The 14,705-nt window shown below is 67.3% G+C and carries 13 protein-coding genes and 5 pseudogenes; 10 read left to right on the forward strand and 8 right to left on the reverse strand.

The window, feature by feature from the left end; all coding sequences use genetic code 11:
• Positions 1 to 74: 74 nt before the first annotated feature.
• Positions 75 to 182 (forward strand): annotated as a pseudogene (locus tag ACLHRZ_RS35030) (ATP-binding protein); the annotation flags it as partial.
• A 134-nt stretch (positions 183 to 316) separates the two neighbouring features.
• Here ACLHRZ_RS35030 and ACLHRZ_RS35035 read toward each other — a convergent pair.
• From ACLHRZ_RS35035 to ACLHRZ_RS35045, 3 genes are all read right to left on the reverse strand, one after another.
• Positions 317 to 1,063, reverse strand: coding sequence for a helix-turn-helix domain-containing protein (locus tag ACLHRZ_RS35035; protein WP_490422668.1), 747 nt, complete (start codon positions 1,061 to 1,063; stop codon positions 317 to 319).
• A gap of 105 nt (positions 1,064 to 1,168) precedes the next feature.
• Entirely contained in the window at positions 1,169 to 1,342 is a 174-nt protein-coding gene (locus tag ACLHRZ_RS35040; protein WP_490422679.1) for a recombinase family protein, read from the reverse strand.
• A gap of 15 nt (positions 1,343 to 1,357) precedes the next feature.
• Positions 1,358 to 1,498: a hypothetical protein gene (locus ACLHRZ_RS35045; protein ID WP_490422669.1), complete on the reverse strand. Its 141-nt coding sequence runs from the start codon at positions 1,496 to 1,498 to the stop codon at positions 1,358 to 1,360.
• 19 nt (positions 1,499 to 1,517) lie between these two features.
• Here ACLHRZ_RS35045 and ACLHRZ_RS35050 point away from each other — a divergent pair.
• The 4 genes and pseudogenes from ACLHRZ_RS35050 to ACLHRZ_RS35065 form a co-directional block, all read left to right on the forward strand.
• Positions 1,518 to 1,876: pseudogene (locus ACLHRZ_RS35050) on the forward strand (sodium-independent anion transporter); the annotation flags it as partial.
• A gap of 23 nt (positions 1,877 to 1,899) precedes the next feature.
• The gene (locus ACLHRZ_RS35055; protein ID WP_490422670.1) at positions 1,900 to 2,328 is read left to right on the forward strand and encodes a pyridoxamine 5'-phosphate oxidase family protein; all 429 of its coding nucleotides are present in this window, start codon (positions 1,900 to 1,902) and stop codon (positions 2,326 to 2,328) included.
• Positions 2,329 to 2,670: 342 nt separating this feature from the next.
• Positions 2,671 to 3,183 (forward strand): hypothetical protein, encoded by a 513-nt coding sequence (locus ACLHRZ_RS35060; protein WP_490422671.1) that lies wholly within the window; start codon positions 2,671 to 2,673, stop codon positions 3,181 to 3,183.
• Positions 3,184 to 3,810: 627 nt separating this feature from the next.
• Complete coding sequence (locus ACLHRZ_RS35065; RefSeq protein ID WP_490422672.1) at positions 3,811 to 6,039, forward strand: hypothetical protein; 2,229 nt, start codon at positions 3,811 to 3,813, stop codon at positions 6,037 to 6,039.
• A 674-nt stretch (positions 6,040 to 6,713) separates the two neighbouring features.
• Here ACLHRZ_RS35065 and ACLHRZ_RS35070 read toward each other — a convergent pair.
• A complete protein-coding gene (locus ACLHRZ_RS35070; protein WP_490422673.1) occupies positions 6,714 to 7,598 on the reverse strand; it encodes an IS3 family transposase in 885 nt (294 codons plus the stop codon).
• Positions 7,599 to 7,858: 260 nt separating this feature from the next.
• On the opposite strand from ACLHRZ_RS35070, the gene ACLHRZ_RS35075 reads away from it, so the two are divergent.
• Positions 7,859 to 9,049, forward strand: a complete 1,191-nt coding sequence (locus ACLHRZ_RS35075) for an IS110 family RNA-guided transposase (protein WP_490422674.1) — start codon at positions 7,859 to 7,861, stop codon at positions 9,047 to 9,049.
• A gap of 134 nt (positions 9,050 to 9,183) precedes the next feature.
• Here ACLHRZ_RS35075 and ACLHRZ_RS35080 read toward each other — a convergent pair whose 3' ends face one another.
• Positions 9,184 to 9,363: a hypothetical protein gene (locus tag ACLHRZ_RS35080; protein ID WP_490422675.1), complete on the reverse strand. Its 180-nt coding sequence runs from the start codon at positions 9,361 to 9,363 to the stop codon at positions 9,184 to 9,186.
• 275 nt (positions 9,364 to 9,638) lie between these two features.
• Between ACLHRZ_RS35080 and ACLHRZ_RS35085 the strand changes: the two genes are divergently transcribed.
• Entirely contained in the window at positions 9,639 to 10,229 is a 591-nt protein-coding gene (locus ACLHRZ_RS35085) for a Uma2 family endonuclease (RefSeq protein WP_490422676.1), read from the forward strand.
• A gap of 140 nt (positions 10,230 to 10,369) precedes the next feature.
• Here the strand turns inward: ACLHRZ_RS35085 and ACLHRZ_RS35090 are convergent.
• Both ACLHRZ_RS35090 and ACLHRZ_RS35095 read right to left on the reverse strand, forming a co-directional pair.
• A pseudogene (locus tag ACLHRZ_RS35090) lies at positions 10,370 to 11,439 on the reverse strand (IS630 family transposase); the annotation flags it as partial.
• Positions 11,440 to 11,509: 70 nt separating this feature from the next.
• Positions 11,510 to 11,724 (reverse strand): annotated as a pseudogene (locus tag ACLHRZ_RS35095) (IS6 family transposase); the annotation flags it as partial.
• 199 nt (positions 11,725 to 11,923) lie between these two features.
• On the opposite strand from ACLHRZ_RS35095, the gene ACLHRZ_RS35100 reads away from it, so the two are divergent.
• A complete protein-coding gene (locus ACLHRZ_RS35100; RefSeq protein WP_490422677.1) occupies positions 11,924 to 12,979 on the forward strand; it encodes a rod shape-determining protein in 1,056 nt (351 codons plus the stop codon).
• Between the two features lie 9 nt (positions 12,980 to 12,988).
• Here ACLHRZ_RS35100 and ACLHRZ_RS35105 read toward each other — a convergent pair whose 3' ends face one another.
• Complete coding sequence (locus tag ACLHRZ_RS35105; RefSeq protein ID WP_490422678.1) at positions 12,989 to 13,813, reverse strand: IS3 family transposase; 825 nt, start codon at positions 13,811 to 13,813, stop codon at positions 12,989 to 12,991.
• Here ACLHRZ_RS35105 and ACLHRZ_RS35110 point away from each other — a divergent pair.
• Together ACLHRZ_RS35110 and ACLHRZ_RS35115 are read left to right on the forward strand one after the other, a co-directional pair.
• Positions 13,790 to 14,029, forward strand: a pseudogene (locus ACLHRZ_RS35110) (helix-turn-helix domain-containing protein); the annotation flags it as partial. The gene ACLHRZ_RS35105 and the pseudogene ACLHRZ_RS35110 sit on opposite strands and share 24 nt — an antisense overlap.
• 100 nt (positions 14,030 to 14,129) lie before the next feature.
• Positions 14,130 to 14,705: IS3 family transposase (locus ACLHRZ_RS35115; protein WP_490422680.1), on the forward strand; the 576-nt coding region annotated here is incomplete at its 3' end.

Raw genomic sequence — 14,705 nt, forward strand, 5'->3', positions numbered from 1 at the left:
TATCAGAAACGGACTTAACGCCCTCTCAGACAGAACCGTCACGGACGTCGTGGACTCTCCAGCCGGACGGTTAGATAACCACCGCCGCGGTCGACCGGCTCCTGCACCACGCTCACATCGTCCTGACCGAGGGCTCCTCACTGCGGCTGACCCAGGCCACCAGCGGCCAGGGCGTCGTCCCCCCTCGCCCCGGCCGACTGACCGCCGACCGCAGGACGAAAAGTCATACCGCGGCGGGAGATCAGCTGTCCGCTCACCCAGACGGACCGCTGTCCGTGGACAGAAACGCCCCCCTTGTGAGACCCCCGTTCGAGGACTAGCCGAACGGGTCTGCAAGGCGCTCTACTGGCTGCTGCAAGGCGGCCGGATCATCCACCCCAAGGAGGAGTGATGAACTGTCCCGAGTGTGGAGCTTCCACGATTGAGGGGCCCAACGGGCAACTGAACTGCTCGCAGTGCTCATGGCAATCTGGGTGACATGGAGTCGACGCCCTACTACACGACCGACACATGCTCCGACTGCGGAAGCCGGGTGCACGGGATCCACGGTCGGTGGACATGCTCCCACTGCGGTGCGTGCAGCCCATACCAAGAGCCCCCTGAAGGCTGGGCTTCGGAGATCACCCCGGAGGAGTTGGCCACGAACACGGTCGCCTACGACGACTCCCCGCAGTGAGTAAGGTCGGCGAGCAGTCCCGCCCGTGCGTTTCCTCTTCCCCGAGGCGCCGGGCGGGATTCTGCCGTACGCAGTGTGCCGACACGGCGAGAGACCGCTTGCCGCACGGACGGACGGTCTCCCAGGGGCGCTACAGGCCAAGGCTGGGACGGCCTCGCCCAGCGCCCGGTACAACGTCGCACGAGACCCACCCAGCGCTTTCGCTATCGCCGTGACGCTCTCGCCCTTGCCCCGGCGCGCCTTCGCGACGGCAAGCTTGTCGGCATCCATGACGGTCGGCCGCCCTCCGTGCTTGCCCTGGAGTGCCGCTGCGTCCAGCCCCTCAAGGGGCTTCTCCCGTATCCCCTCTCGCTCTACTTCGGCGCCGACGGCCAGAACGGCGAACACGATGGCTCCTGCGCCGTTCGGGTCGTAGAGGCCCTGGAGGGGCCCTGAGAGGAGTTCGGGCTGGATGCCGTCGCCTGGAGAGGGTCGCAGCCAAGGTCATCAGCGCTACGGCCCACGGGCGAGCCGCTTCATCTCATGCACCGTCAGGATCACGGCCTGATCAGGTGCCGCTGTCCTGATCTCCCGAGCCAGGCTCAACGCCTTCTCCAGCTCCGGACGGTCCATGACCCTGGTGCTGACCTTCTCGGAGAACACCCGCTTGCAGTGGGCGCGCTCCAGGGCGTCCGGCTGGCTTTACAGCTCCTGCCCCACGGTGGAGCACCGGGCGTAGCCGATCCGGATCGCTGCGCCCGTGGCCGTCTGCCGCGGCGCCTCAGGAGCAGCCGCGCCCGCTGTCCACGGCTTGCTGGGGGTGCGGTCGGCCGGGGTCTTCACCGTGAGCTCCGCTTTGACGCTGTTCTTCGCCGCCGCCCGCCGCTTGCTTCTGAAGCTGTCCGAGGATGCGGACGTGCGCGTGGTCATCCTGCGCATGTCGCGGGTGTCCACCATCGACGCCACGGCACCCTGGTCCTCAAGGACGTGGCGACCAAGCTGCACCGCCGCGGCATCACCGTCATGACCTCCGGCATACGCCCTGGACAGCGCCAAGTCCTCGACTCCACCGGAGCCCTGGAGCTGTTGCAGCACGAGGGCCGCGACCATCCCACCACCCCCAGGCCATCGCCGCTGCCCGCGCACTTGCACGGCGCCGGGATGCTGCCCGTCCCCGGGCAGAAGACCGCCACTGCCAGCGAGGAGGAACCCGCCCTATGACCACACCTCCAGCACCTCGGCGCATGGTTGATGTCCCCGGTGAGGAAGCCTGGCACCTGCTCGGCGGCGCCTGTCAGGGGCGGCTGATGTTCGAGCGGCGCAACGCCATCGCGGTATGGCCCGCCTCCCACGTCCGGGAATACGGGCGTCTGATCGTGCGTACCCCGGTCCCGAGCGCTGCGCTGCCGGGGCGGGGCAGCGTCACCTACCACTGCGATTACATCCACCCCGATGCCGGCACCGGCTGGGCCGTGACCGCCACGGGCCTCGCGGAGCTCATCACCGATCCTGAGGAGTCCGGCCTCTACCGGCGCACCCTGCCCGGCTGGGCCCATGGCCCCCACGATGCACTCCTGCGCATCCACCCTCAGACCATCGCCGGTTTCCGCTTCGCCCACGCCCCCGATGCAAGCGGGACCGCCGGCGGGACGGGCAGGCACACAGCACCGTGAGGCCCCCGTCGCCCTGCCGCACATCCCCGTCCACCCCGACCTGCTCTCCGCCCTGGCCCGCCCACCGCATCCCCCCCGGCGGAGCAGGCTGGCAATGGCGCACCGCGGCCTGGCCCGAGGGCCCACAGCACGCAGGCTGACGCCCGGCGGGGCGCCTCGCCCGGCGGAGGCTGACCGGGCTGTCGTGCCGGCGGGCTGTGATGACCGTACTGGCGGATCAGGCTGTGGTCAGGTTGCCGAGCGGACCCTGGGGACGGTTCGCGGGAGCGGGGAACCGGCGGCGGGGTGTCCTGGGAGGTATATGCCCCGTGCCCTGTCCACGCCCGGCTCGTTGAACGCTGTATGACCGACGAGCTGGGCATGACAGCGCAGCGCACCTGGTCCTTCTCCACCACCACCCCGCGCCGGCGGCGGATCGCCGAAGCTGTCTACCAGCCCGCCGCCGAAGCCTACAGCGGCTTCGTCCGTCATGCGCGGGGCTGCGGCTTCGCCTGGAGCTGTGTGGCGATGCCCGTGGTGACCGCGGGCGTTCACGTGGCTGACGGCTGCTTCTATGCCCTGACCCTGGCCGGCACCGGTGCTCTGGTGGTCCCCGAGGAGCCGGTGCCGTTGTCCTCGGCCTGGCTCAAGGCAGCACTGGACACCCTGGAAGTGGTAGTCATGATCGTGCCGCCCGGCACCTTCGGGGACGAGATGCCCGGGCAGGCCCACCACGCGGAAGACCCCGAGGCCTGCAGCACCCACCGCAGGGCGCTGCAGGCTCTGCGGGCTGACGGCCGCCTGCTGTGGGCCGCCGCCCGCTTCCGGCTCGATTACCTGTCGGCCGGTGCCTCAGCTGCCGGGCCGGGACTGTGAGGGACCCGGCCCGGCTCACTCCTGCCCCCCCCTTGCACAGCCCTTCAGTAATCCACGACACGTGCAGGCAGCAGACGGGGCCTCTTCCCCGTCCGCCCCGTCTCCGCGGGGACCCCATCCACCAGGTCCCGGTCCGCCAGGCGCGGAACATAACCAGTTTCGCGGCCACAGCGAAAGAGCAGGGCCGGTTCGGTTTGACTGTCCACAGCCAGCTCCGGCGTGTCGCTGTGAAAATAGGGAAACAAAACGCCAAGCGGCTCAATTGCGCGGCATTGCCTCGCAGCGGACCCAGGCGACCGTCACCGCGGCGAAGGCCGGGAGCGGGAGCGGTCTGATCGTCGCGGCGTGGCAGCGACTCCGGGGAACAGGACACAGCGGTTGGCATGCGCGCGACAATGATCGGCTGGCGGGCCATGATGGTGCAGCGGCCTGAAATGTCTCGTCCGGCATAAGTTGAGTCCGGAGTAAACCTTCGGCGTCCCGACGCCCCCCGAAATCGTCCTTTTGGCCACGCATTCCTGGCCGTAGGGTTGATGGCTTCGTGATCTTCCCCGCATACCGTTCCGGAGCCGCCAAGACGCGATTGCTTGAAATCGCTTGGATCTGAACTGCAGAGAGAGAAGCAGCGTGACACTGACGCCCGCCGAATTGCAGACGGCCGCGCAACGCAGGACAGCGGCCGCACGCAGAAACTCCTCGACCGCGGAGCCGTCCCTGAAACGGTCCATGTCCTTCCTGGACCTGAGGGAACTCTCGCTCTGGAGCAAGGGGCAGCAGCCGGACCCCGTACCGCAGGCCGCCGCCACGGGCCGAACGCGTACGGTGGTACTGGACTTCGGCGTGGACCCGTCGTCCGGTGAGCGTCGCACCCTGGAAGTCGTGGATCTCGGCAACGGGATCGGTTGCACCGGGATGGACGTCCTGGATGTCATGCGGATCACCGGTATCGATGTGGGCAACAGCAACCGCGCGCTGCGCAGCCATGCCCGCAAGGCGGGGAAGCGGACGGCGGAGCAGGTCAGGCAGGATGAGCGGGCCCAGGCCCCGGACCGTGAGCAGTTCCCGGAGTACGTACAGAAACTGCTGGACCGGCTGAGGACGGACGAGCGTGGGCTGGCGCGCAAGGACGCGGACAAGCTGGTCAGCACCATCGGCAAGCTGGCGCCGGTGCCGGCGGGTTTCGGTGACGTGTACGGCACGAGCCGGACGCCGGACGCGGCCTGGACCGAGTGCGAGCGGGACCCGGAGACGGGCCGCAGCCGTCAGCTCCTTGAGACGCTGGGCAGTACGGCTGCCGAAGGCCGAAAGGACAGCGGCCTGCGCGTGATCATCGCCAATGCCGGGCGGAAGGCGGCGCGCGGTGATGTCATACCGGCGGACATCGAGCTGGCGCACGGTGGCGCCGGTTCCTGGGCGCTGATCTCGACGCCGCACCATGTCGTGGAGGAGCGGGAGGGCAAGCTTCAGGCGCCCGAGCTGATGCTGGCATACCAGTTGCGGATGGCGGTCAGTGCTCTGTCAGGCAGTTGGGAGGACTGGGAGCCGGAGCTCAAGATTGAGAACAAGCTGGTCAAGTTCAAGTCGTTCGAGACAGCGCGGGCGCCCCTGGTGGAGTTCGAGGCTCTCGGCAACGAGGTCGCGCTGCGCGACTACCTCAAGGAGCTGCACCTCAACCCGGACGGGCCGCTGCCCCTGACCCGGGCAGCGATCCAGCATGCGCTCGCGTACTGTGACCTGCTGGCCGAACAGGTCTCCGCCTCCCGCCTGGATGCCGAGCGCTTTCAGCCGCTCCTCGATGCCGCCGTGGCACTGGGCGAGGCCCGCGCGGACGCGTCCGCGGTCAATCTCGCGGTCCTGGCCAAGGAACGCGGCCTCAGCGCGCCCAAGTCCCCGGCAGGAGGCGGCGCGAAGAACGCCCTCCGGCGCCAATACGAACTGACCATAGACCCCGACAAGCTCACCGACGACCAGCTCAAGAACCCCCGGCTCACCTCCACCCAGGGCATCGACGGCTCGGAGCCGCCCATCGTCAACGGGCGCGTACTGTGGAAGGACCTGGAAGCATCCGCCGCACTCTTCGGAGCCCTCGGGGAACTCGACCGAATCCTGGAAACACCTTTCTACTTCAACCAGGGCCTCACCACCGTGGGCACGATCGTGCGCCCGGCCACCAAAGCCGTTAAGCCGTGGCTGGGCATGGTGCCCAAGGCGCACCGCACACTGGGCTACGCCGGCAGCAAACTCGCCCGCCCCCGCCGCACCGCCCGCACCATGCGGAACGCCCTGGCCCACTGGAAACACCACCCTTACACGGGAGTTGAGGACGTGGCGAACTTCGTGTGGGAACACCACGGCGAGATCACCAAGCCCATCATCGGCGCCGGCCTCAAGGACGGGGTCAGCTCCTCTGCCCTCAGGACCGTCGTGGACCCCAGCGCCGCTCCCGCCCTCGTCGACAAGGCGTACAAGCACGTCACCGACCGCGACGGAATCAAGGCCCTCACCGAAGGCTCAAAGAACCCCGTGGCCGGCTCCGTCAACAAGGCCGTGAAGTACTACGAGAAAAAGACCGGCCAACTCGACCGGCTGGCCAACGAATACCGCGGCACCAAGGGCGCAGCCAAGGGCAGCCTCTTCCCCGGCGGCAACTTCGACACCTGGCAGGACGTCCCCAACGCGGGCCTCCTCCAGCGCTCCCGCGCCATGGAGGACCTCTGGGAAGGCGCCGACGACACCGCCGACTGGCGCGACCCCGCCCGCCTGCGCCGGGCAAAGCAGAACAACCCGCTCCTCCACTTCATGGAGGTCCTGTCCTACACCCTCCAAGAAGAGCGACGAGGTCTGGTCCGAAAATGAAGCACGAGCCCTGGGTATCGGGGTGGTGACTGTGATGCGGTCATGCGGCCTTCATGGGGTCACGGACGCTGCAGCCAAGCGCGTCGGCTCGCCTGACGATGCGGCGCACGGCACACTCAAGGCCCGGCGACGCAGTCAGCACAAAGGCCGGCGCAGGCGGTGTCGTGGGTGAAGTTTCCCCGTGATCATGGACACATTGCCGCTACGCCGCGAGGGCTTGGCCCTGCTGGTAGCGCAGGCGAGTCTCGTAGGGCGTGAGGCAGCCCCAGTCGGTGTGCTTGCGCAGGCGGCGTCTGTTGCAGAAGGTCTCGATGAAGTCGAAGATGTCGGCACCCGCTTCCGGCCCGACCGGGCCGGAAGCGGGTGCCGATCTCCTCCTTCAGGACGCCCCAGAAGCTCTCCGCGGCGGCGTTGCCGAAGCAGCTTCCGGTCCGGCCCGTGCACTGCAGGTGCCCCAACGCACGGATTCTATGGCGTAGTTGACTGGAGATGTATCCGGATCCCGGTCGCTGTGGATCACGCAGCCGGGCTCCAGGCGGCCGAGCGCGGCGGCCATGCCGAAGGCGTCGATGACGAGGCTTGCGCGATGGTGGTCGGCCACCGAGTACCCGATCACCTCGCGGGTGGCCAGGTCCAGCCACGAGGTGTCAATCCCCTCGTGCCGTGGAGATCTTCTAAGCGGCCAGCCCCAGAGCGGAGTTGTACCCGCACACGCTGTGCAGCCGGCGGGTGTTGCAGAACCCGGTGATCCAGGTCGCGATGCGGATCCGGGCCTCGGTGCGGGTGGTGAAGGTGTGCCGGTGGACGTACTCGACCTTGAGCACGCTGTTGAACGCCTCGCTGACGGCATTGCCGAAACACGAGCCGACCCGTCCCATGGACCGGGTCACGCCCAGGCGCCGGCAGGCCCGCCTGAAGCGCCGGGAGAGGTATTCCGAACCCCTGTCGCTGTGGAAGATCACGCCCTCGACATCGCCGCCGCGGGTGGCGTTGGCCATGTGCAGTGCTGCGACGACGAGTTCGGCATCGTGGTGGGCACCCATTGCGTAGCCGAGCAGACGGCGGGAGAACAGATCGATCACGGTAGCCAGGTAAAGCTTGCCCTCGCTCGTGACGATCTCCGTCATATCGCCGGCCCAGACCTGGTCAGGGGCATCCGCTGTGAAGTCGCGGCGCACGAAGTCCGGGGCAGCGGCCCGCCTGCCGGGGCGCGTGAGACCACGCCTGCGGCGGATCCTGCGTCCGGCCAGGCCCATTTCGGCCATGGTCTTGGCAACGGTGTTCACCGAGATGCGCCATCCTTCCTGGACGAGCGTGATCCAGATCTTCGGGGAACCGTAGGTGCCGCCCGACTCCTCGAAGATCCGCCCGATGGCGTCGGCCAGCCGCCCGCGCCGCACCTCACGGGCGGTGACGGGCCGGTCGCGCCACTTGCAGAACCACGACTCGCTCACCTCCAGGACACGGCACGCGAGGTTGTGCGGAATGTTGTCCTCGGCCCTGCAGCCGCTGATCACCCCGGCCACCCGGGCCGGGTCCGCGGCAGCTACTTCACCCACGAGGCCATGCAGCGTTTGAAGACATCACGCCCTACCTTTCTTCTCGGGTCTGAGCTGGTCACTCGTAAGATCGGCGGACCCGGGGACCCGGGGTATGGCTGACATCACGCTGTGCCACTTGGATGGTTCATGGAGCTTGGCCGCCCGGGGTCCTGCGACGACTCGACCGCCAATTGGGAATTGCGACGTGATCGCTGCTGTAGGGCAACGCCGGCGAGGTCGTCTGCGGTATCGATGTACGACGAGTTCGCGGAGGAGACGTGCCGGAGATCTGGGCGGGACTGGACATCGGCAAGACGCATCACCACTGCGTCGTGATCAACGCGGAGGGCACACGCTTGCTCTCCCGCCGGGTCCAGAACGACGAGACCGAGCTGCTCAAACTCATCGGCGACGTCCTGGAGATGTCCTCCGACGCGCTGTGGGCCGTCGACCTCAACCACGGTGGTGCCGCACTGCTGATCGGCCTGCTGGCCAACCACGGCCAGCCCGTCGTCTACCTGACCGGTCTGGCTGTGCACCGGGCCTCGGGCACCTACCGGGGCGAAGGGAAAACCGACGCCAAGGACGCGTTCGTCATCGCAGACCAGGCCCGTATCCGCCGCGACCTTGGCCTGCTGCGGCCAGGCGACGACATCGCTGTCGACCTGCGCACCCTGACCACCCGACGCCTCGATGTCGTCTTCGACCGGACCCGGCAGATCAACCGGCTCCGCGCTCAACTGGTGGAGATCTTCCCTGCACTGGAGCGCGCCCTGGATCTCACGAACAAAGGGCCGGTCATGCTGCTGACGGGATACCAGACCCCAGCCGCCATCCGCCAGGCGGGAGCCACCCGGATCGAGATCTGGCTGAAGAACCGCAAGGTCCACAGCGCCGCCGCCCTCGCACGAACCGCGGTGGAAGCCGCCCAGGCCCAGCACACCGCCCTTCCCGGCGAGCAGTTGGCCGCAGAAATGGTGGTCCGGCTCGCGAAGGGGGTGATGGCCCTCGACGAGGAGATCGCCGAGCTCGATGCTCTGATCGAGAACCGGTTTCACGAGCACCCGCACTCTGAGGTGATCCGCAGCCTCCCCGGCATGGGGCCAAGACTCGGCGCCGAGTTCATCGCCGCGACGGGCGGCGACATGACCGCCTTCGCCAGCGCGGACCGGCTGGCAGGCTTCGCCGGCCTGGCGCCCAGGCCCCGTGACTCCGGCCGCATCAGCGGCAATCTTCACAGGCCCAGGCGTTATCACCGTGGGCTGCTGCGATCCATGTACCTGTCGGCCATGGTCAGCCTGCAGTGCTGTCCGGCGTCCAAGGCGTACTACGACCGGAAGCGGAGCGAGGGGAAGGGGCATAAACAAGCACTGCTCGCTCTCGCCCGCCGACGCGTGAACGTCCTGTGGGCGATGATCCGTGACGGACAGTGCTACCAGCCGTCGCCCCCTGGCACTGCCGCAGTTTGACATCCTGATTGGGAAGCTCCATCTCCAGCTCGCGGATGCGCTTGTTCTTCTCGCTCACCTCGCGGCGCAGCCGCTCCAGCTCGGCTCGTTCGGCCTCTCCCAGCCGACCACCCGAGGCTGCCGGCACAGGCCGGTCAGAGGAAGCCGGCTTCCTTCCTGACCTCTGCGGAAACGCCGGAGAACCGGATAACAAGGCCCGTTTCCATCCTGCTGAGCCCCACTCGATCCGGCTCGACCCGGCAGGCGCGCCGACATGCCAGCGCGCGGCCTGAACTGGTTGCATCCGCGAACTCATGCCAGCGGATGAGGCTCACGTGCCCAATTTTCTGGGCGAATCCGCCATCGCCACCCGGCAGCGCTGGAGCAAATCACGCTCACTCCTGAGCCAGGGCCTCCTGACGGTGCCGGCACGCCCCGGGAGTGTCTGCCACCGGGGCATGTGCTGACACGCCAGAACGGCCACACGGAGCATTCCAGAGGCAAGCGAGACTGCAGTGCACACCGTCCGGCACGCAGCAGCATCAACTACGCTGTGGCCTGTGGCAGTGCCACGTCCGCGATCCGCGGTCAGGCACCTGACCGCCCCTTGATGCGCTTGGAGGAAGCCGTGACCGCCGAACTCCCCGAGTGGATGGTCCCGCCCAGGCCCAGCGGCTGGGAAGCGGATGACCTCGACCGCCTTCCCCAGGCACCACGGCATACCGAACTCATCGACGGAGCCCTGATCTTCATGATGTCGCCGCAGCGGTCCTGGCACTCCCGGCTGGTGGAGAACCTGACCTTCGCCCTGCGGCAAGCGGCCCCCGAAGGATTCGATACGGAGCGGGAGATGACCGTCCGGCTCGACAACAAGAGCCGCCCGGAGCCCGACATCGTGGTGACCACCGCCGCGTACGACCCGGACCGGACTTGGTACGCGCCCGAGGACGTCGCTCTGGTCATCGAGGTCGTCTCCGAGGAATCGGCAGACCGCGACCGGTCCCTGAAACCGTTCAAGTACGCGCAGGCCAGGATCGCCCACTTCTGGCGCGTCGAGGACGAGGCTGCCGGCCCTGCCGTCCACACCTACGAACTCGACACCATGACCAGCACGTACGTGCCCACGGGTATTCACCGAGGCCGGCTCAGGGCCCTGGCCCCGTTTCCACTCGACCTCGACCTCACCGGCCTCGTGCCCTGACGACGTCGCACCACCAGCCGAGGCGTATCCGAGTCTCCCGACCAGGATGTGATGGACGTTCAGGACTTCTGCTGGTCTTTCCGACGGCAGGCGATGCGGTGTTCGCGCGCTTCTGAGGTTTCGCTTCGGGGTGATGGTCGTGGTGGTGCGAGGGTGAGGCCGGTTTCGGTGATGAAGCCGTCGAGGAGGGCGGGGCGGTACTGCATTTTCTTCAGCCGGGTGCGGGTGTGTGCGGCGAGTCGGCCGGTGGTGCCGGTGGCCAGGCTGGCCGGCGTTTTCTTCAGGTGGGCCCACACTCCCTCCGCCGGATTGAGGTCCGGTGCGTACGAGGGGAGGCGGAAGACGGTCAGCCGGCCGGCGCGGGAGGCCAGTAGCTCGCGCATCCTGGTGTCCTTGTGCTGGGTGGAGTTGTCCCGTACCAGGAGGATCTTCGAGCCGAGCTGCTGGTGGGCGCTGTCCGGAAGAGCGGCGCAGTCCGCTTCCCCGAACCTCTTCTTCTCGGCCTTGCGGCCGTGGTGGACGAGCGTCCGGAAGACCGGACGGGTCCGGGCGCCCGGCCGCGTGCACACCATGCCGGCGACCGAGACGCGTCCGGAGCCCTTCCCGCTGACCTTGATCACCGGGGACAGGCCCCGCCGGGACCAGGTGCATGCTTTCGGCGGACGCAGGCTCTGCCCCGACTCGTCCTCGAAGCACAGCCACCCTCCCTGGTCCCTCACCGCTTTCCCACCGCCGGCCGGACCTCCTTCACCCAGGCGGCCACCGCGGCCTCGTCGCGCTCGGCGGCCCGGTGGACCGGGACCTGCACCGAGAAACCCATCCGGTGGAGGATCCGCCAGATCCGCGCGTCGCTGAACCGGACAGGGAAACGCCCTGCGACCAGGACCGCCACCCGTGCTGTCGTCCACCGCCGGTCCTCCGCCCAGCCGTGCGCGGCCGGCCCCTCCCCCGACGCGGTCGCCGGCCACACCCGCCACGAGGGCTTCATCCGCGACGGCCGGCCCGAAGACCCCTTCGAACGCAGTACCTCCACCCCGTCCTCCCGCCACGCCGCATACCAGGCACAAGCCGACTTCCGTGACACCCGGAGCTGCTTCGCCACCACCGGCGCCGGAACCTGCCGCGCGAACAACCCGGCAGCCTCGAAACGGACTTACTCCCCCACGGCCCGCTGTTTCAGGGTCAGGCCACCCCCACCGGGATACCGCACACCGACCGGCATACACCCACACGCTCACCCACCGTCACCCCAAAGCAAAAACCTCGGTTGCGGTGACCCCGGGCCGGCGCCGCCGCAACCGGCCAGCGTAGGCGGGACCGAACGTCGCGCACCAGGCCCGGACCGTCTCGTAGGACACCACGATGCCGCGCTCGAACAAGAGCTCCTCGACCTCCCGGTACGACAGCGGGAACAGTGATACAGCCACACAGCATGACCGATCACCTCGGCCGGGAACCGGTAGTCCTTGTACGACGGCGGCGCCTCGGACTCCACGACCGGCCCCTCCCACGACGACCTTCACCAAGATCATCCCACGAGCCCTCAACAACCTGACAGCGCCACTGGTACTGCATTGTGATGACATCGTCACCCTCACAGTCCAGCCCCGGTGGGCAGTCCGCATCCCTGGGAGACAATGTGAAATCTTAGAGTCATAAGATAGCGGGTTCCAGTCGACCAGGAAGGATAGATCATGGATCTCGACTTCAGACAGCTGCACCGCTGCGGTCTTGCATTCGAATTAAGTGCCGCTCGAACTCGCATCTACCTCAAGGGAACCGGAGTCATTGTCGATGAACCGAGCGCCGCCGCTCTGTGCAGCCAGACAGGACGCCTATTAGCCGTTGGCAACGGTGCGGAATCCCTGACAGCAGGCAGCACATTCCGCCGCGCCAAACTCGTACACCCTATATCTGCAGGGACCGTCACCGATATTGACATCACACAGCGTATGCTGCGCCTACTTATCCGCAATACGGTTCCCCGATTCGGATGGCGCCGGTTACCGCGGTGGGCTGCAGTGTGCATCCCGCATGACGCAGGGCCGCTGGCGCGGAATGCTGCCACGGAGGCGTGCAGGGGTTTGGGGGTGCGCAGGGTGGAACTTGTCGATTCCCTTATTGCTACGGCCGTGGGATGCGCACTGTCTCTCGAGCAGCCGGAAGCAGTAATGATGGTGATCTTCGGCACTACGTCAACCCAGGTCGCAGTACTGGCCATGGGGTCGATTATTGCAGCAGACACTGCACCCCTGGGCGGGCAACCGCTAGATGATGCCATCAGTGAATTTCTGCGCGACCGGCACGGGATAGTGATACCAAAGAATGAACTTTACACAGTTTACCAGATGCTGAATTCGGCCCCCGTGTCGCGCAAGGGGGTGACATGCGGCTGGGATGCAAGCACAGGCACGATGCGCACCGTCACTGTAAATTCTGCAGAAATCTTCGACATTCTTCGAGGATACTTATTACCTGTAGTACATTCCGTTGGCAGGGTGTTGCGAGATTGCTCCCCCGATGTGGCCGCCGATCTGGCTGAGCAAGATGTTATCCTCACGGGCTACCGGGCGGCACTGCCCGGCTTGCAAACGGTTCTTGCTGGTTCAGCCAGCATGTCAGCATGCATCACGGACCAGTCGGAAACTTGTACAATCGCTGGTCTTGGCCGCATGATTGAGGCGGACCTCCAGCCGTTCCCGCGGCAGGTCGAGAGTGAGGGGCCTCGCGTTTTCCGGACAGTCGTCTGACGGTCTATTTCACGCGGCGGTTCGCAGCTTCTGATGCTCGGTGTGGACCTCGACTGGAGGGCGATAACCCACGGCCGAGTGAAGGCGTTTGCGATTGTACCAGAATTCGATGTAGCGGGTGATGTCCTGACGTGCTGCCTCCCGGTTCAGGTAAGTCATGCGTGACACACGCTCGTTCTTGAGGGAGCCGAAGAACGATTCCGCCATCGCATTGTCGAAGCAGATTCCGGTGCGGCCGGCCGACTGCCGGATCCGGAGCGCCTTCAGAGCCTCGGCGAACTCCTGGGACATGTAATTGCTGCCGCGATCCGAGTGGAAGACTGCGTTCTTCTCCAGTTTCCGGTTGCGTGCCGCGTTGCGGATGGCGCGGGTTATGAGCGGGGTGCGGCAGTGGCTGTCCATGGCGTACCCGATGATTTCCTTGGTGCAGCAGTCGATGACGGTGGCGAGGTACAGCCATCCTTCTGCGGTGGGTATGTAGCTGATGTCCCCGACAAGCTTTTCTCCGGGCTTCTCAGCGGTGAAGTCCCGCTGGACGAGGTCGGGTACCTCGCCTGCCGCGGCCTGGGTGAGGCCGCGGCGCTTCGGCCGGGGCTGGCAGGGCTCAAGCCCCAGCTCACGCATGAGCCGGCGTACGAGCTCGAGGCCGGCCGCGTGGCCCCACCGTCGCAGCTGGGCGTGGCTGACCACCGCCGAGCGGGCCGAGCCGGCCGCGCTGCGCAGGGAGAACGCCCAGCTCAAGCGGGCCAACGACGTACTGCGGACGGCCTCGGCGTTTTTCGCGGCGCAGCCCGGCCCGACCCGGCCCAGGTGACGGCGCTCGTTGACGAGCATCCCCGCCTGGGGGTCGAGTGCGTACTCCGGGAACTGCACATCCCTTCCTCCACCTGCTACCGGTGGCGGCGTGCCGAGCGTGAGCCGTGCGAACGGCGGCGCCGCGACACGGAGCTGACGGAGCAGATCCGCATCATCCATGCCGACTCGGGCGGGATCTACGGCTCGCCGCGGGTGCACGCCGTCCTCAAACGCGAGGGCGTGGCGGTGGGCCGCAAGCGGGTCGAGCGCCTGATGCGCGAGGACGGCCTGGCGGGCGTGAGCCCGCACCGCAAGAGCGGATTCACGCGCCGGGACCCGAAGGCCGCCCCGGGACCTGGTCAGCCGGGACTTCACCGCGCCGGCCCCGAACCGGCTGTGGGTCACCGACCTCACCATGGTCCCCACCCTCGAGGGCCCACTATGGCTCTCGGCGATCCGGGATGCGTTCTCACGGCGGGTGGTGGCCTGGGAGACCTCCGCCCGCGCCGATGCGGACCTGGTGCTGACCACGCTCGAGTACGCCCTCGCCTCCCGCGAGGCCGAACCCGGGCAGCTCATTCACCACGCCGACCACGGCTGTCAGTACACATCCGTGAAGCTGACAACCCGGCTGGTCAGGGCAGGCGTTGAGGCATCCATGGGCTCGGTCGGCGACTCCTACGACAACGCCCTCGCGGAGAACCTGTGGATGATCATCAAGACGGAGTGCATCCGCGGCCGAGTCTTCGCCACACGTGCCGAGGCGAACCTCGCGCTGTTCGAGTACACCGACGGCTTCTACAACCCCCGACGCATCCAGAAACGGCTCGGCTACCTCAGCCCGATCGAGTTCGAGGAGAGACACTACGCCGAACAGACAACGACCGAACGAACGAACCTGAATGTCGGCGCTCACGTAATTGGCCCGTGG

The organism is Streptomyces sp. AM25, assembly GCF_058146165.1.